We start from the raw sequence: 25,087 nt of genomic DNA, 5'->3' as shown, positions 1-25,087 counted from the left end.
TGAGGTGCCTCTTACTTGGATTGGTCCAATTTTGCTTTCAACAAAGCGCCGAGATTTGTGGTGCCGGACTGTGCGTCAGCAGTCATCTTTTCCATTGCTTCGCGAGTTTCAGCCTGATCCTTAGCCTTGATGGAAAGCTGGATTGTACGTGCCTTGCGGTCAATGTTGGTGATGGCAGCTGTAACTTCGTCGCCTTCCTTCAAAACGTTTCTGGCGTCTTCAACTCTGTCCGGAGAGATTTCGCTGGCGCGGAGATAACCTTCAGCTTCGTTGCCGAGATCGATAACTGCACCTCTTGCATCAACAGATTTAACCTTACCTGTTACAACAGCACCCTTTTCATGAGTGGATGTGTAGTTGGAGAACGGGTCGCCTGTCATCTGCTTGACGCCGAGAGAGATACGTTCGCGTTCTACGTCGATGGAGAGAACTGTAGCTTCGAGTTCGTCGCCCTTCTTGTAGTTGCGCTTGGCTTCTTCGCCTGGTTCTGTCCAAGAAAGGTCAGAGAGGTGAACCAAACCGTCGATGCCGCCTGGCAAGCCGATGAATACACCGAAGTCAGTGATGGACTTGATCTGGCCGCTGACTTTGTCGCCCTTCTGGTGAGAAGCTGCGAATTCTTCCCATGGATTTGGTTTGCACTGTTTCATGCCAAGGGAAATACGACGGCGTTCTTCGTCGATTTCGAGAACCATGACTTCAACTTCGTCGCCGAGCTGAACAACTTTCTTCGGATCAACATTCTTGTTTGTCCAATCCATTTCGGAAACGTGGACAAGACCTTCGATGCCTGTTTCGATTTCAACGAAAGCACCGTATTCAGTGATGTTGGTAACTTTACCGAACAAACGTGTGTTCTGTGGGTAGCGGCGTGCAATACCGAGCCATGGATCTTCACCAAGCTGTTTGATGCCGAGGGAAACACGGTTCTTGTCCTGATCGAACTTAAGAACCTTGGCTGTGATTTCCTGACCTTGTTCAAGAACTTCGCTCGGATGACGTACGCGTCTCCAGGCCAAGTCGGTGATGTGAAGAAGACCGTCGATACCGCCGAGGTCAACGAATGCACCGTAGTCGGTAATGTTCTTGACGATACCCTTAACAACTGCACCTTCCTGAAGGTTTTCAAGAAGTCTGGCTCTTTCTTCGCCCATGTTGGCTTCAACAACGGCACGGCGGCTGACAACAACGTTGTTGCGCTTGCGGTCAAGTTTAATTACCTTGAATTCCAGTGTCTGACCTTCGTAAGGAGTAGTGTCCTTAACCGGACGTGTGTCAACCAAGGAACCTGGAAGGAAAGCACGGATGCCGTTTGTCATAACAGTCAAGCCGCCTTTGACCTTGCCGGTAACTGTACCAGTGACTAGTTCGCCGGATTCAAGAGCTTTTTCAAGATTCATCCAAGCAGCAAGTCTCTTGGCTTTGTCACGGGAAAGAATTGTGTCGCCGTAGCCGTTTTCAAGACTTTCGATAGCAACGGAAACGAAGTCACCCGGTTGAACGTCAACTTCACCGCGATCGTTTTTGAACTCTTCGATAGGAATGAAGGATTCGCTCTTCAAGCCTGCGTTAACAACAACAAAGTTATAGTCAACACGAACAACTTCAGCAGTGATGACTTCGCCTTGTTTCATTTCTTGTTTAGCAAGGCTCTGTTCAAAAAGATCGGCAAAGGATTCTTTTACGGGTTGGTTTTGTTTATCTGTCATGTAAATAAATAAGTTGTTTTAAAGAGACAAGTTCTTTAAAACGGGTTAGTTAGATTCCCATATTCCAACGCGAAATACAGGGGCACACTTCTAAGGCTTAAGCCTCGGTTCCGCGGTACCACTCCAGAACCTGGTTAATCGTTTCTTCCAGCGTCAAGTCCGATGAATCAAGGATCTTCGCACCGGGTGCGGGAACTAAAGGAGCTACCGAACGCTTCAAATCACGCTCGTCCCGCTCTTTCAAATCCTTCACAAGGTCAGCAATGTTACTATGAATTCCTTTCTCTTTCAACTGGTTATAACGTCTTTTTGCTCTAGCTTCGGCAGAAGCTGTGAGGAAAATTTTCAATGTCGCTTCCGGAAAGACCACGCTTCCCATGTCCCGGCCATCAGCCACCAGCCCCGGAGCCTGCGCGTATTCTCTCTGAAGCTTGAATAATGCTTTTCTCACCTTGGGGTGCACTGCCACTTTGCTTGCGGCCAAACCCACTTCTTCCTGACGGATGGCATCGGTGACATCTTCCCCTTCGAGCAAAATCTTTCCGCCTTTGAAAACCGCTTTCAAATTGACAGCCGTCTGTTTAATCTGCTCTTCATCCTCCAGAGGTTTCTGCTGCTGTAACGCCGCATAAGCCGTCAAGCGATAAAGTGAGCCGCTGTCGAGAACGTTAAATCCTAAAACTTTAGCAACACCGGCAGAGACACTGCCCTTGCCCGAAGCGACCGGTCCGTCAATCGTAATAATCGGAATGTTCTGCTCCATGCTTACTCCTTAATGACCGAAGCCAGTCTTTCAAAATAATCCGGGAATGTCTTGGCTACGCAGCCCGGATCGCGAATCTCTACTTCAACACCTCCGGCTGCAATCAAAGACATGCACATCGCCATGCGGTGATCTTTATACGTATCAAATGTAGCGCCCTGCAGTTTTTCAGGGGGCACAATCCTCAGCCAGTCTGAGCCGGAAGTTATTTGACATCCCACCTTTCTCAGCTCTTTTGCCATCGCTTCAATACGATCGGTTTCTTTAACGCGCCAGCTGGCGATACCTCGCAACGTTGTCGGACCCTCGCACATCGGTGCGATAGCAGCAATTGTCATCGCGGCATCCGGAATCTGCCGAAAATCTTCATCAATTCCTTGAAGCTTCGGACCATAGATGGAAGGAGCTGTCTTAATCCAGTTTTCTCCCCGGATAACCGAAGCACCGGTTTTTGCTAAATACTCAACAAAAGCCGCATCCCCCTGCAGACTGTCCCGACCCACGCCTTTGACGGTCAGCGGACCGACTAGAGCTCCTAAAGCAAGAAAGTAGGATGCACTCGAAGCATCTGCCTCTACCATCATCTCACCCGGAGAAATATAAGGATGAGAGGGAACAACATAGGTTTCTACGTCGATTGAAACGATAACGCCGAAACGAGCCATCAGTTTGCATGTCAAGGAGACATAGGGAGAGCTGACCAGCTCTCCGTCAATGATGATATTGAGACCTTGGGAGGGAGCCACGAGCGGAGCGGCCATTAAAAGTCCTGAGGCAAACTGACTGGAAACGTTTCCTTTAACGTGCACTACATCGCTCGTAATTCGTGTGCTCGGATAAATCTTTAACGGCGGAAAGCCTTGTTCTCCCAGACAAACGATTTGGGCGCCGATGGAGTTCAGTGCTTCGACCAAGTGTCCCATCGGTCTTTCACGCATTCTTTGAACTCCGTCTAAAACGTACTCGCCGCCGGAAAATGCCAAGGCAGAAGCCAGTGGTCGCATAGAAGTTCCGGAATTGCCTAAGAACAAATCGGCCCTTTTAACAGGAAAATTTCCCTCGCAGCCTTGAACGATGACTTCATCGCCGTGTTGCTCAAGCTTGACTCCCAATTCTTTGAGCGCGCCGATCATCATGTCGGTGTCTTCCGCAACCAGCAGATTCTTTAAATGCGTTGTTCCTCTGGACAGTGCCGCTAAAAGAAGAGCACGATTAGAAATGCTTTTTGAGCCGGGAAGACTCACCGTACCCCCGACTTTCTTAATGGGTTTAATGACTCTTACTTCTTCCATCGTCTTTTCCTAGATCTTGTTTACTGGCAGAAAACACAAGTCCTCTGCGGTTCTTCATGGCGTTTTCAAAGCAGGCTTCCAGCTTTTGCGCATCTGAGTTTTCAATGGCTTCTTGAAGTTCTTCAAGCCCTTGTCTATAGCGCTTCAGCTCTTTGGATATCGCCGTGCGGTTGCTCAGGCAAATATCACGCCACATCGCCGGAGAACTGGCAGCGATTCTGGTGAAGTCACGGAATCCGGCCCCGGCCATACCGAGCTTTTCTTTCGCATATTTTTCTTTGCTAATCATATCTACCAATGCGTAGGCAAGAACGTGCGGCAAATGGCTGACCGAAGCGAAGATAGCATCGTGAAGTTCGGGCGACATCACTTTGATCTTTGCGCCCGCTTTGGTCCATGCATCTTCAATAAATTTAACCTTCTCCGGATCCATTTCATCGGTCGGCGTAGAAATGACCCACTTGTCGTTGAATAAATCCTTCGTGGCGTAAGCAACGCCGGGCAGTTCTCCGCCGGCAATAGGATGGCCCGGCGCATATTGGCAGAACTTCTCTTTGAGTCCTTTTCTGGCCGCCTCAATAACCGTCATGCGAGTTGAACCGACATCGGTGACGACTGCGTCCGGCTTGAGATAGTCTGCTAAATCAGAAAATACCTTTTCCATCGCTTGGACCGGCACGGCCACGACAACAATATCTGCGTCTTTTACGGCTTCCGGAATGGAAGTGGTCCAGCTGTCGGCCGCTCCCATTTCCTTAGCCAGCTTCAGACTTTCCTCCCGGTGTCCGCAAGCGATAACTTCATCGACCAACCGGGCCTGCTTCCAGCTCAATGCCATTGAGCCGCCAATCAGACCGAAGCCGATAACTGCCATTTTTGTCATTCTTTACGATTCCTTGCTTACAGAAGCTCTTTCAACTCTTCTAAAAATCTTTCGTTTTGCTCTTTGGTCCCGACTGTTACTCGGATCCATTCAGGCAAATCGTAAGAGTTCATCTTGCGGACAATAATGCCCTTCTTTAGAAGCTCTCCCACAATCTTAGCCCCGTCTCCGACTTTGACCGTGATGAAATTGGAATGAAGTCCCATGTAGGAGAGTCCCAATTCATCAAAAGCTTTAGCAAGCTGTGCAATTCCTTCTCTATTGTTTTTCAGCGTTGTTTCCAAGAACTCCTGATCTTCTAGGGCTGCGATAGCTGCAAGCTGAGACAAATCGTTCACGTTGAACGGATGGCGTACACGGTTAATAAGCTCAAGCAACTCCGGCTGAGCAATGCCGTAACCGACGCGGCAGCCGGCCAGACCATAAGCCTTAGAGAAGGTTCTGGCAATAATCACGTTCGGGAAGCGTTTAACGATTTCCAATGAATCCGGCTGGAGTTCTTTTTCCAAGAATTCAACATAGGCTTCGTCAAAGAGCACGACGACATTAGAGGGAACTTTTTCTAAGAAATCGATGATTTCTTTTTCAGACAGATATGTACCCGTCGGATTGTTGGGGTTAGTTAGGAAGATTAATCGAGTGTTTTCGTCGATTTGTTCAAGAATTCTCTGCAAGTCGGCATTGTAATCACTTGTTGCCGGAACCTCTCTGATCTCAGCCCCGCAAAGTTTAGCAACCATCGGATACAAGGAAAAGCTGTATTGCGGAATAATCGCATTCTTTCCTTCAGATAAAACAGTTTGAGCAGTTAAACCCAATAGTTCGCTCGAACCGCTGGTAACCACAAACCAGTCTTGCGGCAGACCGTATTTCTTGGACAAAGCTTTCTGCAGATAGCAGGAGTCGGCATCCGGATAGCGGTTTAAGTTCAATGCGGCGTGAGCAATCTTATCTTTGACCTTTTGAGACATCCCATAAGGATTTTCATTGGCCACAAGCATGATGATTTCTTTTGGCTCAAGCCCTAAATCAGCAGCTAATTCTTCAATCGGCTTACTGGCAACATACTTGTCTAAAGCTTGAACCCATGCAGGAGTAGAAGTTGCAATAGTGGTCACAGTTTTGCTCCGGTATTGTGTTTCGGTCCGAAATCCTGTTCAATGGGATAAGACCCTAAATTTTTAAAAAATGCGCATTCGTCTTTCAAATCATCCAAGGCGCGGATGATGTCCGGGGATTTGCAATGTCCTTCAATATCAATATAGAAGTAGTACTCCCAGGTACCGCTTCGTGCCGGACGGCTCTCGAACTTGGTCATCGAGACATTGTGATAATCAAGTGGCTTTAAAGCATGGTAAATCGCACCGGCCTTATGAGGAACGGAAATAATCAACGAAGTTTTGTCTTTGACCGGAGCCTTGGAAGGCTCGGTTCCTTGCTTTGCCAATACCACAAAACGTGTACGGTTGCCGGCATCGTCCTGAATATGTTCAAAGACCGGTTTCAACCCAAAAGCTTCAGCTGCGGTTTCACCGGCAATGGCCGCAATGGTCGGATCTTCCGATGCCTTTTTAGCAGCCTCTCCGTTGCTTGAGGCAGACATTCTCGGCAAATCTGGAACATTGCTGTTAAGCCATCCGACGCATTGGCCTAAAGACTGCGGATGAGAATAAATTCTGGTGATGCCTTCGAGCGTGCCGGACTTTGTCAGCAGGTTATGATGAACCGGGACGGATACTTCGGAGATAATTGACAAGCTGGTCCTCAGCAGAGCATCAAGGGTACGGTTTACCGAACCTTCCGTAGAGTTTTCCATCGGTACGATGCCGAACTGCGAGGTACCGGCTTCAACTGCGCGGAAAACTTCTTCAATCTGGTCGCAGGCAATCCCTTGAATGGAACGGCCGAACTGCTTAAACATCGCCATCTCGCTGAAAGTTCCGCGAGGGCCCAAAAAAGCAACGGTCGTCTTTTTTTCTAAAGAACGGCATGCACTCATAATCTCCTTGAAGATGCTGGAGATTCCTTCGGGCTTGAGTGTCCCATCACTGTGGTTTACAGCCATCAGAATGACTTCATTTTCACGCTCGGGACGGTAGACGGGAGAGTCGGTTTTGCCCTTAATTTCTCCAATCTTTCTGGCGTTCTTTGCTCTTTTATCCAGCAGTTCAACGATCCGAGCGTCAATCTGATTGATTTCTTCCCTCAGGGGCTGGATTTCTTTATCAGTAGATTGAGATTCTTGAGACATTGGAACCTCTTAGTGAGAAGCCTTGAAATCTTTCATAAACTCGGCCAATTTCTCAGTCGCTTCAATCGTCACGGCGTTGTACAAGGAAGCCCTCATGCCTCCGACAATGCGGTGTCCTTTGATGTTAACGATGTTTCTTTCTCTGGCCTTAGCGAGGAATTCATCATTGAGAGATTCATCAGCCAAATTAAACACTACATTCATCAAAGAGCGGCTGTCTTTTTCGACTTTATTGGTGTAGAAACCGGCCGAACCATCGATCACATCATAGAGCATGGAACTCTTAACAACGGAGCGGCGCTGCATTTCTTGGACGCCTCCCTGATCTAAAAGCCATCTGGAAACCAAACAGGAAACATAAATTGCAAATGTCGGCGGCGTGTTGTACATCGACTCCGAATTAGCATAGGTTAGGTAATCCAGCATGGAGGGCGTTGTCGGTGAACAGTTGCCCAACAAATCTTTCTTAACTATGACTACGGTGAGACCTGCCGGACCGAAATTCTTTTGTGCACCGGCATAAATCAATCCGTACTTGGAAATATCGACGGGCTTGGACAAAAAGTCGCTAGACATGTCGCTTACTAAAATAGCCTCGGACTGCGGCACATAATGATATTGAATGCCGTTGACGGTTTCGTTGGAGCAGTAATAAAGATAGCCTGCTTCTTCTGACATCGCGATTTCATCTTGTCTGGGCACTCTGTTGACAACGCGGGCAGCTTCAGCGGCACTGCCGAGCTTAACGGCTTCTTTGAAGGCCTTTTGAGACCAAACACCGTTGACCAGATAGTTGCCTGTGCCGTAGAAATTGAAATTCAGCGGAACCATGGCAAATTCCATGTGGCCTCCACCCTGCACAAACAAAACTTCGTATTCATCAGAGATGCCGTAGAGTTCACGCAGATTCTTTACGGTTTCATAATAAATACCCATAAAATCTTTACTCCGATGGCTCATCTCCAAAACGGAAATGCCCGTACCGTTCCAGTCGGGAAGTTCCTTTTGGACTTCCAACAAAACTTCAAGAGGCAGCGGGGATGGCCCCGGTGCAAAATTCAGAACTCTATTCATCCTTTTTCTCCTCGTCATCGATTTCTTCGATGATTTCACCGGCAATGATCTCATCATCGCGTTTCTGGATTTCTTCCTGCTTTTCTTTTTCTTCGGCAACGGCTTCGGCTTCGAGCTGCTTAGTTTCGTCTTCAGCAGCGCCGTCATCGTTTTCCGTGACGCGTTCTACACCGATAACTGTGACGCCCTGATCCATGGAAATTAAGCGGACACCCTGAGTGTTTCTTCCCATCACGCGGATTTCATTAACTCTGGTTCTGACCAGTTTGCCAGCAGAGTTGAGCAGAATAATTTCATCATTGTCGTTGACGAGCAAGGCGGACACGACTTTACCGTTTCTTTCGCTGGTTTGGATGGAAATCATCCCCTTAGTTCCGCGGCCGTGACGGGTGTAGTCATTGATAGGAGTACGTTTGCCGTAGCCGTTTTCGGTCACAGTCAAAACAGTTACGTCGTCTTCTTGAGCAACAAGCATGGCAATAACCTTCGAGTCCCCTTCCAATCTCATGCCGCGAACGCCAGTGGCGGTTCTACCCATGCTTCGGACATCTTCTTCGGCAAAGCGCACTGCCTTACCTTCATCGTTAAACAGCATGACATCATGAACTCCGTCGGTGATAGCGGCCCCAATAAGATAGTCGCCTTCAACAAGGTTGACGGCGATAATGCCGGCCTTTCTCTGATTCTTGAAATCGCTGATCGGCGTCTTCTTGACTGTACCGTTGGCTGTTGCCATAAATACATACAAGTCTTTTTGGAAGTCCTCGTCGGAAATCGGAAGAACCACGGAAACTTTTTCGTCGTTAAGTTCGAGAAGGTTGACGATAGGACGGCCCTTGGAGTTGGAAGAACCTTCCGGCAAGTCCCAAACGTTGAGCCAGAACATTCTGCCCTTATCGGTGAAGCAGAGAAGAACATCGTGTGTCGTGGCAACGAAGAGCTTGCTGATGATATCTCCTTCTTTAACCTCGGTAGCTTTTCTGCCCTGACCGCCTCTTTTTTGAGCACGGTATTCGGCGGAAGCTTGACTCTTGATATAGCCGGTGTCGGTCATGGTAACGACCATTTCGCGAAGCGGAATCAAATCTTTAGTCTTGAAGTCTTTGGCGTCGGCAACGATTTCGCTTCTGCGGGCATCTCCGTAGCTTTCTTGAACTTCACGCAAATCAGCGGCAATCTTCTGCTGCATCAAATCGCGGTTGTTGAGCAAGGTGACCAATTGATGAATCTCTTCAGCCAATTCTGCGTAATCTTTTTCGATGCGTTCATGTTCTAAGCCGGTCAGAGTCTGCAGTCTTAACTGCAGAATATTCTTGGCCTGCGCACTGGTTAAGTAGTATGTGCCGTCAGACTGCAACCCCTTGGTTAAGTCTTCGCCTTCCGGGCGGAAATACTTCGGCTCGAGTTTGGTTCTGGAAATAAGTTCTCCCACCAAAGCAGACGGCCAAGATCTAGACAGCAATCGTTCTTCGGCTTCGGCTCCGTTAGCGCTTGTCTTAATCACCTCGATAAATTCATCAATGTTTGCCAATGCAACAGCCTGGCCTTCTAAGAGATAAATCTTGGAGCGTGCCGTCTTCAACTGGAACAAGGCCGCACGGGTCGTAACTTCCCAGCGGTGGTTGATGAAAGCCTCGATGATTTCTTTGATATTAAGAAGCTTAGGTTGGCCGTCGACCAAGGCAACTAAGTTGATGCCGAAGCTGCTTTCCAATTCCGTAATTTTGTACAGATTGTTAAGGACAACTTCTGTATTAGCGCCTCTCTTTAATTCGATAACACCACGAATACCGTCTTTATCGGATTCATCACGAACGAAAGAAATGCCCTCAATCTTCTTTTCTGAACCGAGCTGGGCGATTTTTTCCAACATCTGACTCTTATTAACCTGATACGGAATTTCTTTAACGATGATGGCTTCTCTGTCGGTGCCTTCGATTTCTTCAATTTCCGTCTTGGCACGGATAATAGCTTTGCCACGGCCGGTTCTGTAGGCCTCGCGGATGCCGCCTAACCCGTAAATGATGCCGCCTGTCGGGAAGTCAGGAGCCGGCAGCAATTCCATGATTTCATCGATGGTACAGTCAGGACGGTCAAGTACTAAAAGACAAGCATTAATGGCTTCAACAATATTATGAGGAGGAACGTTGGTGGCCATACCAACGGCAATACCAGCAGAACCGTTAATCAAGAGTGTAGGCACTCGGGTCGGAAGAACGGTCGGCTCCACTTCGCTGGCGTCGTAGTTTGGCACGAAGTCAACAGTCTCTTGATCAATGCCCGCAAGCATATCGGAAGCGATGCGGGTCATTCTGACTTCGGTATAACGCTGAGCAGCCGGGCTGTCACCATCAACCGAACCGAAGTTGCCTTGCCCGTCGACTGTGCAGTAGCGCATGGAGAAGTCTTGAGCCATACGGACAATAGTTTCGTACGCAGCTGCATCTCCGTGAGGATGGTATTTACCGATGACGTCACCGACCACACGAGCTGACTTTTTATACGGACTGCGGTAAGTATTGCCGAGCTCGCTCATGGCATAAAGCACACGGCGGTGAACCGGCTTTAAGCCGTCTCTGACATCCGGCAGAGCACGTCCCATGATCACGCTCATGGCGTAATCCAAATACGAGGTCTGCATCTCGTCGGTCAGATTTACTTTCTCGTAATGAGTCTCGAGAATGTCGCGGATATCGTCTTTATCTTTAGGTGACTTGGCCATCTAAATATTCCTTCTAACTTATATACAGATATAGTGAATCTGTAGATTTTAATTTAGATAAGCCTTTAAATCGCTCAAAAATAGCATTATTTTATTTTTATAATATCGTCTTACGATAGTATCGTTAAGAGTAAGTATTTATGAATAGTCGAATTGTTCACCCAGGAATTATTTTGAAGCAGTCTTTCTTAGAACCACTCAAAATCACGGCTTACCGACTGGCTAAAGAGACAAAAATCAGTCAGACAAGAATCAGCGAGATTATTCAAGGCAAAAGAGCTATCTCTATAGACACAGGCTTAAGGCTTTCCAAATTCTTTCGGCTTGATGACTCATTTTGGCTGCAAGCTCAAATGATCTACGACATTCAAAAAGCAAAAGAGAAATTGGAAGAAGAGATAGAAAAGATTCGGCCTTATGACGCCTAAATGATTTCAAATATTGAATCGAATTCCTTCAATTCGAGCATTTTTATAAAGTGGAAATTATTCGCAAAGGGACTTTCGAAACAGTTTTTCGGAAGCAAAACTTTACTAGGCGCAACAACAGCTCTTTGTGAAAGAATCTTCTTCCTATTCAAGGAATTAAGACTCTAATATCACTTTTCTTCCTATTTGCCAACAAACATAATTGCTACTTTTAATTTCCAAAAGCGTTACAATCCGTTTCCGTTAGTTGGCATCAAAAATAGTGCTGACTCTTTTGTTTTCGGCATAGGTGCTTCTCAAGCGTTGCCCGTTTTGGAGGTCGAAGCAGATCCAAAATGTTTCGTTAGTACACAATTACAAACAAGATGTTTTGGATGGAAAATTTTACTGTTGTTTAGAAACAACAGTAATTTTCGAAATTCACGGAACGGAGGCGCGACTCTCGGAAAGAAACGCTATGTCGTGGCAAAATAGTGAGTGTGAGATACTATGGGCGGCTAATTTAGTGCGCCGTTTGGTACACTCGATATTGATTACGGCCGTTCCCTATAAAAATGCCGTATCATGTTGTTTTATCTGCATCAAAGAGGAAAATGATGAATACAAAGACAAAAATCGGAATGCTTATTGCTTCCCTCGCAATGGCTGCTTCCGGAGTAGTTTGTTCAGCTGATGCGCCTGCAAATCCTTACGTTCAGGCCGCTGGCAAGACATTGAAGACAGCCTACGGTTTGTGCGTTCGCACTGGTTACTGGACACCTGCTCTTGCTGAAGCTCAGGGCGCTCTCGGCCAGAACTGCGACTGCGATACAGACATCATCAAATGTGAAGCCGGCGCTGAAAAAGTTGTCCTTTCTGCTGACACACTCTTCGCTTTCGACAAAGCTGTTCTTAAACCTGAAGGCAAGGCAATGCTCAAGGAACTCACAAGCCGTATGGCTGGTTTGAACCTCGACGTTGTTATGATCAACGGCTATGCTGACCGTATCGGCGGTGCTGCTTACAACTTGAAGCTCTCTGATCGCCGTGCTAACGCTGTTAAGGCTTTCTTGGCTGAAAACGGTGTTCCAGCTGCCCGCATCCACGCTGAAGGTAAAGGTCAGGCTGATCCGGTTGTTGATTGCCCGAACCCATCCAAGGCTGGCGAAATCAAGACATTCCAACAGTTGATCAACTGCTTGCAGCCTAACCGCCGCGCTGTTATCGAAGTTGTTGGTACACGTCCAGCAAAGTAATGCATAACTAATGCGTACAGGGACCTCCGGGTCCCTTTATTTTTATGACTCCAGAAATCTTTCTTTTTGACTTTGACGGTACGTTGGTTGATTCTGCTCCTGACCTTGCAGCAGCGGCCAATCATTTGCGCCTGGTAAGAAGCCTCCCTCCCGTCCCCTACGATAAACTCAAGGTGACCGCCTCCAGCGGAGCCAGAGGTTTGATTAAAGCCGCCTTTGACATGGATCCGGGCTCTCCGGATTATGAAGAGATAGTCAAGGAGTTTTTAGATTACTACCAGGATCATTTAGCTGACCACAGCGGCCTCTTCCCCGGAGTGCAAGAAGTTTTGAACTGGTTTGACGATAATTCGATCGTTTGGGGTGTGGTTACCAACAAACATGAACGTTTTACTTATCCGCTTATCGAGGCATTGAGAATCCATCCTCATGTGGTCGTGTGCGGAGACACGCTTCCGGAAAGAAAACCCTCTCCTCTGCCCTTGATTTACGCGGCAGAAAAAGTCGGTAAAGACATCACCAAGGGTATTTATTGCGGCGACGATAAACGCGATATTACGGCAGCCAACTCTGCTGAGTGCTTTAGCATTGCCGCCCAATGGGGATATCTCGGAAAAACCAATCCGATTGAAGAGTGGGGAGCCGATTTAATCATGCGCAATCCGAGCGAGCTAATTCGTTTTCAGATCCCCTAATTTGCCATACTTAAGACAATCTTTTGGTAGAAAAATAATAAGGGGTTGTCATGGGCAAGAAACTGTATATTACCGGGGGTATAGCAGCCGGCTTAATTTTGGTTTATGTAGCCGGCGGTTTCTGGGCCATTCCAGCAAGCACTAACTGGGCTCTCAAAAAATACGTTGATCCTTTGATTGACCGTGAGGTCACAACAGAAAAGGTGGAATTTAATCCTTTTACTCTGCATTTGAACGTCAAAGGACTCAATGTTCAGAAATCAGGCACCCCGGACGCCCTTCTCCGCATCGAAGAAATCGATACAAAGCTCAAATGGAGCTCACTTTTCAAGTTTGCTCCGCTGGTTCAGCATTTTAAAGTTAACCAGCTTCAAGCCAACATCGTTCGTACCGGATTAGCAACTTTTAATTTCTCGGACATTATTGATAAATTTGTTAATCAGCCCGAAGAACCAAAGGAAGAAGACAAAGACAAAAAAACTCAGAAGTTCAGTATTGATAACTTCGAGATTATTAATTCCGGCGTTAAACTTGACGACAAATTCAGAGGAAAAGTAGACGAGATAACAGATCTTCAATTTGCGCTCCCTTTAATTTCCAATTTCGAGACTCAGGCAGAAAACCCAATTACTCCGAAATTGTCTCTTAAATTTGACGGTGAACCTTTATCCATCGATGCTAAGAGTCTTCCTTTCTCGATTTCGAAGAAGACCGGTGTTGATTTCGAACTGAAGTCGCTGAATCTTTCCAATGCCGCTTCCTTTAACCCGGTTCCGCTGAATGCACATATCGTTGGGGGCACAGCAGACGCCAAACTTAACTTAGCTTTTGCCAATGAAGACGCCAAGATCCATGAAGTTAAGCACTTGCGGCTCAAAGGTCAAATCACAATCAACAATCTCGTCGTTCAAGACGATGTTAATAAACCGTACGACGTCTTGAAAGTTAAGAGAATTGACGCAAACTTGAAAGAATTTGCGCTTTTTGCTCAACGCCTCGATTTCGGAGAAATCAAGGTTACGGATCCGGATGTTGTAGTGACAAGAAATACCGACGGATTAAATCTCGCGATTTTGGCTCAGAACATTATCAAGGAGGACGGTTCCGTCAAGTCTGAATCTCAAGATCGGACACCTTCCACAAGCAAGGAAACAGCAAAAGAATCCAACGAAACCGCTTCCGCTCAAACAGATCATTTCGAATCCAAGGCTTCTGCTGAAGAAGCTGTCACGGCTCAAGCTAAACAGGAACCAGCAGCTCCTGCAGCGACAACCGCTAATAATGAACCATCCCTTGCAGCAAAGACAGCAGAAGCATCAAAACTAACTTCGGATACTCAAGTTCAAGAAAAAGAAAAGGTTGAAGCAGCTTCGGAAGAAACAGAACAAAAACCGGAACCTGCTGCTAAGTCAGAAACAAAGACTGCACAAGATAAGTCCGATACACAGTCCGCAGATACAACCAAGGCGGAAGCTAAGCCGGGAGATAAACCTGTTGCCGAAGCCCCAATGAAAGCTGCTGATGTTCCTACAGCAAAACAAACTGCAGAAACTGCAACACCTCCTGTTCCTGCCAATGTCAATGAGAAGGCAGAGCCAGCAACAAAAGCCGAAGCAACACCAGCTTCTGATCTAACAACTCAACCGGCTTCCGACAATAACGCTAAGCCAGAAAGCAAACCTAAGACTGAGCCAACTTCTGAAGCCGAAAGGAAGGAAACCTCGGTTAATGTTGGTAAAGAATCTGGTGAAACTCAATCGGCTAGTGAAAATAAGCTAGAAGCACAAGAAAAAGCAGAACCAATTTTCAAAGCTGTTGAGAAAGCAAATTCTGAGGAACAGCAAAAAGCTATTTCCGATACGGAACCAAAACCGGCTTCCAATGGTGTAGCTAAGACCGAAAGCAAGCAGGACACAAAAACAGCTGAACCTGTGAAGACGGGAACTTCTATCCCGGCAGCTAAGGAACCTGCTGCAACTGAGTCTGTCACAGCGACCCAACCGACAATGCAAAAAGCAGAAGCCACCGCAAAGGCCGACAATTCTGCAGTTCAAAACAAAGCAATTAAATCGGCTCCAAAACCTGCTGTAAAGACTTCTCCAAAGAAAGAACCCAAACCAGCTCCAAAAGTTGCATCTAAGCAAACAGCTCCTTCGCAGCCTGTTGTTAGTGCAGCAGAATCTGTGGCACCCGCTCCTCAGAGCAACGTCATCAGAGAAACAATTGAGTACATTCCGCAGTCTGCTCTGCCGGGAACCTCTACCCCCGTCCAAACGCAGCCACAAGTTCAGCCGGCTCCGGACACACCTGCAGCAACGCCGGCACAAGAAACGGTAGTGCCCGGAGCAACGTTTATTCCGCCCGGAGAAATAAGAGAAACGGTCACACCGCTTTCTCAGCTTGAGTCAGCTCCTTCATATGCCAGAATTGAATCGGTTCAGGCATCAGCCGGATCCGTGACTAGCACTTCTGCTGCTGTGAACCTAGTTAACTATCTGTTGAGTCCTGCCTCAGCTCAAACAACAGACAAGGCTGAACCTGCGGCCGCTGAAGAACCGTTAAAAGTTGCTGAGACATCTAACCCTGCAGCGGTGGCCCCAACTGGACTTGAACCTGATAAGTCAAAGGTAGAAACTTCTCCGACTGCACCTGCAGCGTCGGAAGCCAATAAACCGGATACATCCTCGCAGCCAGCTACACAGACCGCTGAAGCTGAACCAAAGGTTTCTGGGGAAACTCAGGCTGCTAGCCCGGCTCCTCAGACAGCTCAACCTGCGGGGCTGCCTTCTGAAGGCCAGGCCGATACCTCAACTCAGAAAACAGAAGAAAGCATCTCAGCTCCTCAGCGAATTCAACAGGGTGCAGAATCCGTCGCCAAGACAAACGTTGAACAATCAGTTCCCGCTGCACAACCTGCTGACTCAGGAACGCCATCGGCTTCCAATCAGCCTGCGTTGAACTCAGCTGAAGCAACCGAGCAGCCAGCTTCTGAGCCACAGGAAAACGCTCAAACTGCTGAAACCGCCGCCCCCGGTTGGTATTGGAATTTCGATAAGATTGCAGTTATAAACGGAACGGTTAACTTCACTGACAATACGGTTAAATTCCAACAGAACCTTTCTAATATCAACGCAACCATTTCTTCTCTTAACGGAGAAAAAGGCAGCAAAGCTAACTTTGAAGCTAATTTGAATGTTCTTGATGGAAATATCGAAGCAAAAGGTGACGTAGGTCTCACGCCTTTGCTAATCAACATTGAAGAAAACACAAAAGATCTGAGTATTCCTAAAGTAATGCCGTATATCAGTCCCTTCGTGGCGGCCAAGATTAATGACGGCAAACTTTCTAATCAAGGCAAGATTACTCTTGATTTAAGTCAGGCAACGCCTAACATTGCGTTTACAGGAAGCGCGGGGGCGTCTTCCGTGGCAGTTGCTGATGCTAACAATGCTCAGGTCGCTAAATGGAATTCTTTGAATGTCAGCAATATCGACGTGAAGAGCGGAAAGGATATTTCCGTTGCTTTGGGAGATATCGCATTGGCAGGACCATCTGTGAACGTTATTAGATTCTCCGATGGTACGTTTAATTTTGACAAGCTGACTAAGAGCGCATCCTCGACTACGCAAACCGCTACACCTAAGACTGCGGCTAAAGCCGAACCCGCTCCTGCGGTTTATTGGAATATTGGCAAAGCCACGGTCTCCAACGGCCAGATCCAATTTAATGATCAGACCGTTAACTTCAGCAAGACCATTTCTAACCTTGCAGCTACGGTTTCGGGACTGTCTAGTCAGCCGGGCACGTCCTCAGCCTTTACAGCATCTTTCGGTGCTCTTGGCGGAAGCTTGAATGCATCCGGATCCTTCAACCTATCTCCGTTCAAACTTAACCTGAAGGAATCGGTTAAAGGACTCCATCTCGCTGAGTTAACTCCTTATATCAAGCAGTTTACAAATGCCCACGTCGTCAACGGTCAATTGACAAGTCAAGGTGATGTTGCGGTGAAATTAGGAGGATCAGCTCCAGAGATTACTTTCAATGGAAATTCTGAAGCAACTTCCATTAACCTGACGGATGCACAAGGAACACCCTTTGCTAAGTGGCAAGATCTAAAAGTAACGGGAATTAATTTCTCAAGTGACTCAAAGCTATCCCTTGTCGTTAAGAACATTGCCTTATCTTCTCCTTCTTTCTATATTGCAAAGAGTGCCAAGGGCAAATTCAATATCGAGACTCTGGTTAAGTCAGAGAGCAAAGCTCCTGTGAAAACAGCGTCTTCCGCAAAAGCGACGATTAAGACAAGCAATTCTAAAGCCTCAGGCACTTCGTCCGGACTTCCCAGCATTACCCTGGACAAGATATCCATTAACAATGGATCTGTCTTCTACAAAGACAGCGCAATGGAACCTGAATTCACTCTTCACTTATCAGCTCTTAAAGGAAGTCTCACAGACTTTACGACTGCTAAAGGAACACCGGCTAATTTAGATGTCACCGGTAACCTTAACGGAACGCCGATGAGTGCGAAAGGCTCCATTGCTCCGTTTGCTAAATCGTTATCTCTAAACTTAGATGGTTCGGTCACTTCTCTGAATATGCCGATCCTCTCGCCTTACTCAGTTGAATTTACCGGCTATCCGATTAAACAAGGCCAGGTGACATACAAAGGGGCGTATAAAATTGACAATGGAGAACTGACATCCACCAATAACATCGTAATTAACAAACTTGAATTCGGAGCCGTCAGCCCGAAAGCAAAAGAAACTTTGCCGGTGGGCTTAGCTGTCTCTCTGCTTCAGGACAGATCCGGGCAAATTGATTTGAACCTTCCGGTCACTGGTTCGTTGAATGATCCTGAATTCTCTGTTGGCGGCATTATCGTCAAGGTAATCGTCAACTTAATTACGAAAGCTGTAACGGCCCCGTTTGCTCTTATCGGCTCGATGTTCGGAGGAGAAAATCTTGATTTGAATAATCTTGCCTTCGTAACCGGCTCAGCCCGTTTGAACGATCAGACTGAAAAAGCTCTTGCCGTTGTCGGCAAAGCCATGACTGAAAGACCAGGCATCAAGATTCAAATTACCGGCATCGGCAATACTGCTCTGGATGAAAAAGGTCTCAAAGAAAAACGCTTAATGAGACAAATGATCTTCTCAATTTACCGTGACAGTACAAGTTCTACGGATGCGAAGAAATTGACGCCGGTTCAAATGAACCAAGCCATTAGGAATCTTTTCAAAGAAAGTGATGCTCCGAATAAGCCGAAGACAGATAAACCTCAGGAAATGATGGACTTCTTAATGCAGAACATCAGAGTACCGACGCAAGATCTGCAGGAATTAGCAACAAGAAGAGCAGAAGCCGTCAGAAATTATCTGATTAACAAAGAAAAGATCAAACCTGACCGTCTGTTCGTGGTGGCCGGTGATGTCATTGACAATGCCGGAAATACTGCTGGCGTTAAACTCGAACTCCAGCAATAAAAATAACTTGACAGATACCCCCGCATGAAATATACTGAAATATTAGCACGTGGGGGCGACCTGGTTTCGACAGGGGTCATGAGATGATTGGACGCGTGCCGAGGTGTGAGTCCCTCGCTAAACCACTTACGAAAAATTAAACGCCAACGATGAGCGTTTCGCTCTCGCCGCTTAATTAGGCGAGACGCTGCAACCGGTTCGCTTTTAGATCGGGCTGCGAAAGCAGCGGCAGCGACATACTATAAAAGCTAGTCAGTTTTGGAGTTGTGACGAAGCTGGCGAAGTTCAGCAACTGGCTGTTGTCCGGCATCGCTAATTTGCAGAGATAACAGTGAGAACTAAAATGAATTAGACACGCACGTAGAGGCTGTTGTTGATAACTTCTGGACGCGAGTTCGATTCTCGCCGCCTCCACCAATTTGAATTCCCAGGACATCCAAAGATGACTGGGATTTTTATTTAAATCAAGTAGTTGTCACGCTTTATTATCCAATACTGTCTAAGAAAATCTAACTAAATCCTGCTTTTTGTGATGGTTTTTATGATGGTTTTATGAGTTCAAAGTTGTAAAATACAAAAAGACCATCATAAATAGAGGACAGATCAATGCCTAAAAGGGTTCCTGAATTAACAGCATTACAATTAAAAAACTTAAAAAATGGAGTGCACAATGTCGGAGGAGTTAAAGGCCTTTACTTTAAGAAGACAGACACACAAAGCCGATTTTTTTTAAGGTACTCCGATGAGTATGGCCGCCACGATTTCTCTCTTGGCTGCTATCCCCAACTCTCCCTTGCTCAAGCCAGAAAAAAAGCTTTTGATACTTGGCAGCAGATTGATTCTGGGAAAGACCCGATCAGAGAAAGAAAAGAAGAGAGAAAAAACAAACAAAAAGCGATTGAAGATCAAAAACAGGCGGAAGAAAGCCGAGAATTAACTTTTTCGAATGTTGCCAAGCAATGGATAGAAGATCGGGAAAGTCACGGCTACTGGATTAATAATATCAGGGAACCAAAGTGCACCATACAAATCTTAGAAAGAAACGTCTATCCGTTTATAGGACAAAAAAACATTGAAGAAATTAATCCCGAGATAGTGAGGATAATCCTTGAACCTATATGGCAAACAAAGCCAAGCACTGCTAAGAAAGTGAAAACTTATTTACGACAGATTTTTCAGTGGGCTATCGCATTAAAAAAAAGGAAGGACAAAGAAAATCCAGCGCAGATGGACGGCACCTTAGGCGTCCTGTTGGAACCTTTACAAAAGAACAAGAAAGAAAGACAAAATTATGCTTCATGTCCTGTTGAAGATATTCCTAAGCTAATGGCCGAGATTCATTCTTATAACTCCATTTCTGCTCGTGCTTGTGAATTCTCTATTCTGACTGCAACCCGCTCTAAAGCGGTTAGATTCGCCCTTTGGGATGAATTTGAATTGGAGAAAGGCATTTGGGTAATCCCGATAGAACACGACAAAATAAAAATACCCAATAGGGACCGAACAATCTTCCTTTCTAAGCAAGCTTTGAACCTACTCAAAAATCTACCTCGATTTAACAATACAGAACTAGTTTTCCCTAGTAATAGGGGCTCTCATCTGTCAGACTGCGGAATCAATATGTTTCTACGAGGGCTTCACGAAAAGAAGCTTGCTGAAGACGGTATCGGCTGGATAGATCCGCACAAGACAGAAAAGACAGGAGGTCCATGCACTATCACCGTCCACGGCACCGCGCGGGCCACATTCCGCACTTGGGCAAAGGACGATGAATTAGGCAATAATAGAAAATTTGACCAGGAAGCTGTCGAATTATGTTTACTGCATTCAAAGAACGATGCTTATAACGGAGCCTATGACCGTGCCAAATTAGAGAAAGAACGACGCTTCATCATGGATTGCTGGGGAAAGTACTGCTACAGCCAATTGAAGAAATAGCCCCGCTTCCCGCAATGGCAAGTTCTCTGTGTTTTTGCAGGGATTTGGTTTTAAAAGCCCTGCATTACAACCCCTTGATTTAATGAAAAATTTATCCACTTGCGGGGAGATGCAGGGTTTTGTTTAGCCAAATGAAAAAACTGTCAAGATACTTTTATCGTGACTGATAATAAAAACAGTTTTTTTGACAGTTTTTCCAATCCTGCGGGAAAAGCCCCGCAACTCCCCGCAAAGCCCCGCAGTATTCTTTAAATTCAATGAGTTACATTATGGGGCTTTTGTAGAAAACCCCGCAACTTTTTCTGCCTTTAGAAAATCTCAATTTTGCACATACAAAAAATTAAGGAGCCACACGGTCTTGAGTGACTCCCTCTTTACTTTTAACCCGCCCCTAGGGGTTGTTTTTACCAAACGACATTATCCTTTGATTTAACCGCTTCACTTTTTCATCAAAGGCTTCGTCGGCTTTCACTTCTGCCTCCAAAAGAGTCTCTCTCAAACGATCGTAGGTTTTCTGATGCATTCCCTTTGGCTTGATCCAGTATTCGCTTCCCAGCTTTTCTTTGAGCTTAAGGGCCTTACTGCGTAACCTCTCAAGTTCATCCTCATTCTCTGATGGATAGGCTAAGTGTCCACAGTGCCTGCAACACCAAGTATCAGACAGGTATACCGAGCAGACACGGTGCCGGCAGACCGGACACTCAAACCAATACTGGAAGCCGCCATAACGACACGGAGTTTTCTGCAGTTTGATTTCTACGTCCTTATCCTCCCAAGGTCCGTCATTGCGGCTTTCTTTGTAAATCAGATGAATGTTGTCTGCTTCAACCAGGATTTCCATTTTCCCCCATGGTTTACCATTACGGCTCCAATTGATTGTTTTAACTCCTTTGTTTTTCAATAAACCGTGCTTATTCATCCAGCGAACATCTAAAAAGCGAAGATTTGTAATCAGTTCTCGCTCCCCGACACGACCACTTCCATATCCGCCCATCCGATTTTCTCCCAAATCTCTTGTTAATTCCATAATCAATTTTTCCTTTAGACACCACAAAGCCTTGGTTTACGGGGTCGGAGGAGTATTTCCGGAAAGACTCTTTAACTTGATAAGCATAGCCAGTGTCCGCTCATATTTACGATCCAAATGAGCTTCATATCTGGCAAATGAATCAAAATTTACTTGATTTATTGCATTTCCCAATGCCTGTTCTTTGATTTCAGAGACATGATTGGCAACCACCAGGATTTCTTCAATTGCCGTTTTTGCTTTTCCTGATAGGAACACCGTCAGTCCGTACCTATCGTGCTGAACATATTCATCCGAATACCAAAGATTAAGCAAAAAATCCCCGAGGCACGCTGCCGCCCTTTTTGTGCAGTTTTTCCCGCCTTGCGAAAGAATTTCTTCTGCTTGCTTTCTCTTTTGCTCTTCGGTTTCCAACTCTTTACGTTTTTCTTCCAGCTCCTCTGTTGAGAGCTTCAGAAATTCTCTTGCCTCGATTTTCTCATCCTCAATATGCAAAGACAAGGGAACCGAGCTATTTAAAAGCCTTTGAGAGAGATTCAAGACGTTTGAAAGTCCGTTGTTAATTTTGGCGTTTTCTGCCTTGAGAAGGCGTTTCTTCCGCCATACGATACTTGCCAACTCTTCTACTAAAGTTCTCTCGGTAGCATTGGCAGGAACAAAATCAGCTTCGTACTGAGTCAACAAGTCTTCAAATTCTTCTCTGGACTCATGCGGCAGGACTGCTTCTTTAGAAAGAATGCCATGCTTAACCGCGTTTAAGCGTCTTAGTTGATATGTCTTTTCCATAGTTGTTTACTTCCGATGCTTGTTGATAGAAAGTTGATATTTAGGTTGCTTGGTGTGAGTATCTACTGAGACCAGATTTAATCGAATACCATCAACTGTCCAGCCGACTTTTTTCCTTAACCACCAACCAAGGCGGCTGCGATTTATTGAATAGCCGTCGAAACAGCCTACATCCTCAAGTGGCTCTCTTAAGATTGTTGAATCAACAGAACTATTAACTCGCTGAAAAATATCTTTAACTGTGAACGGGGTCCCTCCGAATTCACGCTCCAAGCCGTTGAAGACTCTTCCTGCATTAACTCTTTCCGGGTCTTCTGCCATTGTCGAAAAAACGTTCCCTGCGGGATCTTCCATATCCAACCACAACAAGGGCTGCCGGCATAGTTCGGACCATCGGGCAAAAGAATTCAAAGTCTTGCACTGCGTAGTTGGTTTTCCTGCTTTGATCCAAGCCGAAATGATTGTGAGTGCACAGCTGACATAATGATGTCTATTTTGTTTTAACTGGTTAATTAAGTCCGGATTCTTAAACTCTCGTGATGCAGGGAATTCTTCTCTTGCATCGAGATTAATCGGAATAGTGCGCCTTGTCATATCTCCGACAGGAACAACATTATTGCCGTTGGCAAGAAAAAGCGTTCGAGTTCCAACCATTGCAGTTCTTGATTCCCCCAAGACTCTTCCGGTCAGGGTTTCAGAGGTAATTGCAGAACAGAGACTCTTGTGAGGATACAAGTCAGACGTAATATTGTCGAAAAACAGGACGGCCGGCGCCTTAAGGAGTTCCGCCAGCAAAAGTTTTTCGCATTCTGTTGATTCTTTTGGAAAAGGAAGCGGAGAAAGATTGGCAGAAGTGGCAAATAACGATATCAACTCTGACAAAACTCCTTTTCCCGTCCCCGGCTGATGAGCTTTTATTAAAAACATCGGAGCATACGGAAGCTGAGCCCTTATTGAAGCAGTCAGCATTGCGCAGAGTGCAGCTGATTCATCAACAGCATCTTCAAACTGGAACTCCTCCAATAAAGTTTCAAGTTCCTTCTTTGCTTCCAGTGCGTCTGTGTAAATTGGCTTATCCTTTACCTTGAATTTTTCTGTGTCAAAACAAGCATAGAGTTTTGTTACTTCGTCATAGCCTGTATCAAAAATGACTGAGCCGTCATTTCGAATAATCGGTTGTTGAGTAATTCCCTCAATGCTTTCGAGAAAACTATGTTTTTGATTTTCAAGGAGGGTTGTCAGACATTTAGTAGAGGGGTCAATCGGAACACTCTTCTTGACTCTCCCGTCGTATCTCTGCCAACGAGATAGCCTTGCCATCTCAATTGAAAGATCGTGGATGTTAAGTTCCTTGAGTACCGGACTTCCCTGCTGCTGATGTATCGTGACTACTCGTCCGGCTCTTTGGTAAAACAAACCGGTTTGCGCAAGAATTCTTTCGCCGGCTTCCACGATTCTATTTATTTCTCCCGGATTCACAAAGATTCGATCCTTCATATATGCGTCTTCCGCCTCAATTCCGAGAAACTCTAAAAGGTCGGAAATATTTTTTTTCTGACAGTGAGCGTGCTGACACTTATATGAGCCGATAGGGTGTTCATCATCGGGCTCCCAATAGCAGGCGCCGGAATCAACCTGATCGGTGTGTTCTTCACACCACGGACAAGTAATGTCATACTTTCCCTGTTCTATCGCCGACTTAATCAGTCCTCTTTCCCCGAGAGAATCCACTACAATATTGATCGATGGTTTTGGCTTCCAAACTGCATTACCGTCATAAGCGAGGTGCACCGTTTTTGCTTTGGCCGGCAGCGGTGCTTTTGCTTTCTTAGCATCAGACAGAGAGATGCCGTAAGCGTCCATAAACTGCTTAAAGCTATATTTGGTTTTAGGCGCCCAATGTCTCATTTGACACCTGAAAGACGGTTCCGCTTTGGTATTGGATGCATAGGGAAGACGCATTAACCTTGTAGACGGGCCGCCGGCGCCAGGGTCACTTAATCCTTTCCGAATAATCGCTTTGCTTAGTGCGTCCGCTGTTCGTACGTCAGTAATCGGCTCATCCAAAATATATCCGACTTGATAATTCCCTTTTGAAGTCTCTAATACCCATGACGGAGCTAACTTGATCTGGCTCCACGGAATCTGAGCTTTGGTTTTGCCCTCTACCGTTTGAGCGACTACATCGTCAAAGGCGACAACGAATTGACCGACGAACTGACTTTTCTTTCTTCGGTACTCCCCGTTTTCGTCAGGCTGGAAAGCCGAGATAGAGAAGTACGAATTGCACTTAACATCCTTTGGCTCATTCACCTTGTTCCAAGCAAAGCCATACCAATCAGCAGAACGAGCAGTTGCGGGAGAACGGCTAAAAGAAACGCACACAGGAGCACAGTCGGTTCCATTAAGTTCGGGTGCGCTGAAAAAAATGCTTTCAAGAAATTCATGGTTGGATACCTCAATCGATTGTGAAGAAAAAATGGTAGGAGAAAGGGGATTGACAGAACTAGACATTTGCCGCTCCTTCTGCCAAATGAACACGCTCTTTCACTAACCGCATGACCAGTGATTTGATTTCTTCGTCGTTTTTACCCAGAATCCGGGCGGCATTGACCGCATTGATTTCACTTTCAACCCATCCGACACTGCGGGGGCCAAGCTGAATCGATGGGGGAAGCAGGCCTTTATTGATCTGAGAATAGAAGCTTGAACGAGGAAGCCCTGTTACTTGCTGAGCCTGTGGAGCTCTTAATATCTTTAAAGTCATGTTTGGACTCCTTTAGAAGTCTGTTGAACAT

Annotated in this window: 17 protein-coding genes and 1 other RNA gene; 6 read left to right on the top strand and 12 right to left on the bottom strand. The window is 46.1% G+C overall.

Features of this window, described 5'->3' with window-relative positions:
• Positions 1-11 precede the first annotated feature (11 nt).
• The 8 genes from rpsA to gyrA all read right to left on the bottom strand — a co-directional run bounded on the left by rpsA (position 12) and on the right by gyrA (position 10,694).
• The gene (rpsA, locus tag ADH67_RS01745) at positions 12-1,709 is read right to left on the bottom strand and encodes a 30S ribosomal protein S1 (protein WP_066591067.1); all 1,698 of its coding nucleotides are present in this window, start codon (positions 1,707-1,709) and stop codon (positions 12-14) included.
• Between the two features lie 97 nt (positions 1,710-1,806).
• Positions 1,807-2,472 (bottom strand): (d)CMP kinase, encoded by a 666-nt coding sequence (gene cmk / locus ADH67_RS01740; protein ID WP_066591065.1) that lies wholly within the window; start codon positions 2,470-2,472, stop codon positions 1,807-1,809.
• 2 nt (positions 2,473-2,474) lie between these two features.
• On the bottom strand, positions 2,475-3,764 hold the full coding sequence (gene aroA, locus ADH67_RS01735) for a 3-phosphoshikimate 1-carboxyvinyltransferase (protein WP_066591063.1): 1,290 nt from the start codon (positions 3,762-3,764) through the stop codon (positions 2,475-2,477).
• Entirely contained in the window at positions 3,742-4,647 is a 906-nt protein-coding gene (locus ADH67_RS01730) for a prephenate dehydrogenase (RefSeq protein ID WP_066591061.1), read from the bottom strand. Before ADH67_RS01730 ends, aroA begins: the two co-directional genes overlap by 23 nt.
• Before the next feature lie 17 nt (positions 4,648-4,664).
• The gene (hisC, locus tag ADH67_RS01725) at positions 4,665-5,765 is read right to left on the bottom strand and encodes a histidinol-phosphate transaminase (protein WP_084081400.1); all 1,101 of its coding nucleotides are present in this window, start codon (positions 5,763-5,765) and stop codon (positions 4,665-4,667) included.
• On the bottom strand, positions 5,762-6,898 hold the full coding sequence (gene pheA / locus ADH67_RS01720) for a prephenate dehydratase (protein WP_066591059.1): 1,137 nt from the start codon (positions 6,896-6,898) through the stop codon (positions 5,762-5,764). The genes hisC and pheA overlap by 4 nt, the downstream gene beginning before the upstream one ends.
• A gap of 9 nt (positions 6,899-6,907) precedes the next feature.
• A complete protein-coding gene (gene serC, locus ADH67_RS01715; protein WP_066591057.1) occupies positions 6,908-7,972 on the bottom strand; it encodes a 3-phosphoserine/phosphohydroxythreonine transaminase in 1,065 nt (354 codons plus the stop codon).
• On the bottom strand, positions 7,965-10,694 hold the full coding sequence (gene gyrA / locus ADH67_RS01710; protein ID WP_084081399.1) for a DNA gyrase subunit A: 2,730 nt from the start codon (positions 10,692-10,694) through the stop codon (positions 7,965-7,967). Before gyrA ends, serC begins: the two co-directional genes overlap by 8 nt.
• Positions 10,695-10,834: 140 nt before the next feature.
• Between gyrA and ADH67_RS01705 the strand changes: the two genes are divergently transcribed.
• The 6 genes from ADH67_RS01705 to ADH67_RS01675 all read left to right on the top strand — a co-directional run bounded on the left by ADH67_RS01705 (position 10,835) and on the right by ADH67_RS01675 (position 20,476).
• Positions 10,835-11,122, top strand: coding sequence for a HigA family addiction module antitoxin (locus ADH67_RS01705; RefSeq protein WP_066591055.1), 288 nt, complete (start codon positions 10,835-10,837; stop codon positions 11,120-11,122).
• 596 nt (positions 11,123-11,718) lie between these two features.
• Positions 11,719-12,357 carry an OmpA family protein gene (locus ADH67_RS01695; protein ID WP_066591050.1) on the top strand — a complete coding sequence of 213 codons (639 nt, stop codon included), beginning with the start codon at positions 11,719-11,721 and terminating at the stop codon, positions 12,355-12,357.
• A gap of 44 nt (positions 12,358-12,401) precedes the next feature.
• Complete coding sequence (locus ADH67_RS01690; RefSeq protein ID WP_066591046.1) at positions 12,402-13,052, top strand: HAD-IA family hydrolase; 651 nt, start codon at positions 12,402-12,404, stop codon at positions 13,050-13,052.
• Positions 13,053-13,102: 50 nt separating this feature from the next.
• The gene (locus tag ADH67_RS01685) at positions 13,103-18,538 is read left to right on the top strand and encodes a DUF748 domain-containing protein (protein WP_066591045.1); all 5,436 of its coding nucleotides are present in this window, start codon (positions 13,103-13,105) and stop codon (positions 18,536-18,538) included.
• Positions 18,539-18,589: 51 nt separating this feature from the next.
• Positions 18,590-18,955: a transfer-messenger RNA gene (gene ssrA / locus ADH67_RS01680) on the top strand.
• Between the two features lie 189 nt (positions 18,956-19,144).
• A complete protein-coding gene (locus ADH67_RS01675; protein ID WP_066591043.1) occupies positions 19,145-20,476 on the top strand; it encodes a tyrosine-type recombinase/integrase in 1,332 nt (443 codons plus the stop codon).
• Between the two features lie 391 nt (positions 20,477-20,867).
• Here ADH67_RS01675 and ADH67_RS01670 read toward each other — a convergent pair whose 3' ends face one another.
• The 4 genes from ADH67_RS01670 to ADH67_RS01655 are packed head-to-tail and all read right to left on the bottom strand — an operon-like array spanning position 20,868 to position 25,056.
• Positions 20,868-21,503 carry a hypothetical protein gene (locus tag ADH67_RS01670; protein WP_066591041.1) on the bottom strand — a complete coding sequence of 212 codons (636 nt, stop codon included), beginning with the start codon at positions 21,501-21,503 and terminating at the stop codon, positions 20,868-20,870.
• A gap of 36 nt (positions 21,504-21,539) precedes the next feature.
• Positions 21,540-22,289 carry a hypothetical protein gene (locus ADH67_RS01665; protein WP_066591038.1) on the bottom strand — a complete coding sequence of 250 codons (750 nt, stop codon included), beginning with the start codon at positions 22,287-22,289 and terminating at the stop codon, positions 21,540-21,542.
• 6 nt (positions 22,290-22,295) lie between these two features.
• Positions 22,296-24,803, bottom strand: coding sequence for a hypothetical protein (locus ADH67_RS01660; RefSeq protein ID WP_066591036.1), 2,508 nt, complete (start codon positions 24,801-24,803; stop codon positions 22,296-22,298).
• Positions 24,796-25,056 carry a helix-turn-helix transcriptional regulator gene (locus ADH67_RS01655; protein ID WP_066591034.1) on the bottom strand — a complete coding sequence of 87 codons (261 nt, stop codon included), beginning with the start codon at positions 25,054-25,056 and terminating at the stop codon, positions 24,796-24,798. Before ADH67_RS01655 ends, ADH67_RS01660 begins: the two co-directional genes overlap by 8 nt.
• Between the last annotated feature and the right edge of the window lie 31 nt (positions 25,057-25,087).

This window comes from Turicimonas muris (genome assembly GCF_002221595.1).
GTDB lineage: Bacteria > Pseudomonadota > Gammaproteobacteria > Burkholderiales > Burkholderiaceae_F > Turicimonas > Turicimonas muris.
Note: the sequence above shows the minus strand (reverse complement) of the source record. Positions and strands in the feature narration are given on the sequence as shown.

Bases quoted from the DNA above. Each gene is read 5' to 3' on its own strand.
- ADH67_RS01685 (WP_066591045.1), top strand. From the start codon at position 13,103: ATGGGCAAGAAACTGTATATTACCGGGGGTATAGCAGCCGGCTTAATT.
- aroA (WP_066591063.1), bottom strand. From the start codon at position 3,764: ATGGAAGAAGTAAGAGTCATTAAACCCATTAAGAAAGTCGGGGGTACG.
- ADH67_RS01675 (WP_066591043.1), top strand. From the start codon at position 19,145: ATGCCTAAAAGGGTTCCTGAATTAACAGCATTACAATTAAAAAACTTA.
- ADH67_RS01660 (WP_066591036.1), bottom strand. From the start codon at position 24,803: ATGTCTAGTTCTGTCAATCCCCTTTCTCCTACCATTTTTTCTTCACAA.
- ADH67_RS01690 (WP_066591046.1), top strand. From the start codon at position 12,402: ATGACTCCAGAAATCTTTCTTTTTGACTTTGACGGTACGTTGGTTGAT.
- ADH67_RS01705 (WP_066591055.1), top strand. From the start codon at position 10,835: ATGAATAGTCGAATTGTTCACCCAGGAATTATTTTGAAGCAGTCTTTC.
- ADH67_RS01655 (WP_066591034.1), bottom strand. From the start codon at position 25,056: ATGACTTTAAAGATATTAAGAGCTCCACAGGCTCAGCAAGTAACAGGG.
- cmk (WP_066591065.1), bottom strand. From the start codon at position 2,472: ATGGAGCAGAACATTCCGATTATTACGATTGACGGACCGGTCGCTTCG.
- ADH67_RS01695 (WP_066591050.1), top strand. From the start codon at position 11,719: ATGAATACAAAGACAAAAATCGGAATGCTTATTGCTTCCCTCGCAATG.
- serC (WP_066591057.1), bottom strand. From the start codon at position 7,972: ATGAATAGAGTTCTGAATTTTGCACCGGGGCCATCCCCGCTGCCTCTT.
- rpsA (WP_066591067.1), bottom strand. From the start codon at position 1,709: ATGACAGATAAACAAAACCAACCCGTAAAAGAATCCTTTGCCGATCTT.
- ADH67_RS01730 (WP_066591061.1), bottom strand. From the start codon at position 4,647: ATGACAAAAATGGCAGTTATCGGCTTCGGTCTGATTGGCGGCTCAATG.
- gyrA (WP_084081399.1), bottom strand. From the start codon at position 10,694: ATGGCCAAGTCACCTAAAGATAAAGACGATATCCGCGACATTCTCGAG.
- pheA (WP_066591059.1), bottom strand. From the start codon at position 6,898: ATGTCTCAAGAATCTCAATCTACTGATAAAGAAATCCAGCCCCTGAGG.
- ADH67_RS01665 (WP_066591038.1), bottom strand. From the start codon at position 22,289: ATGGAAAAGACATATCAACTAAGACGCTTAAACGCGGTTAAGCATGGC.
- ADH67_RS01670 (WP_066591041.1), bottom strand. From the start codon at position 21,503: ATGGAATTAACAAGAGATTTGGGAGAAAATCGGATGGGCGGATATGGA.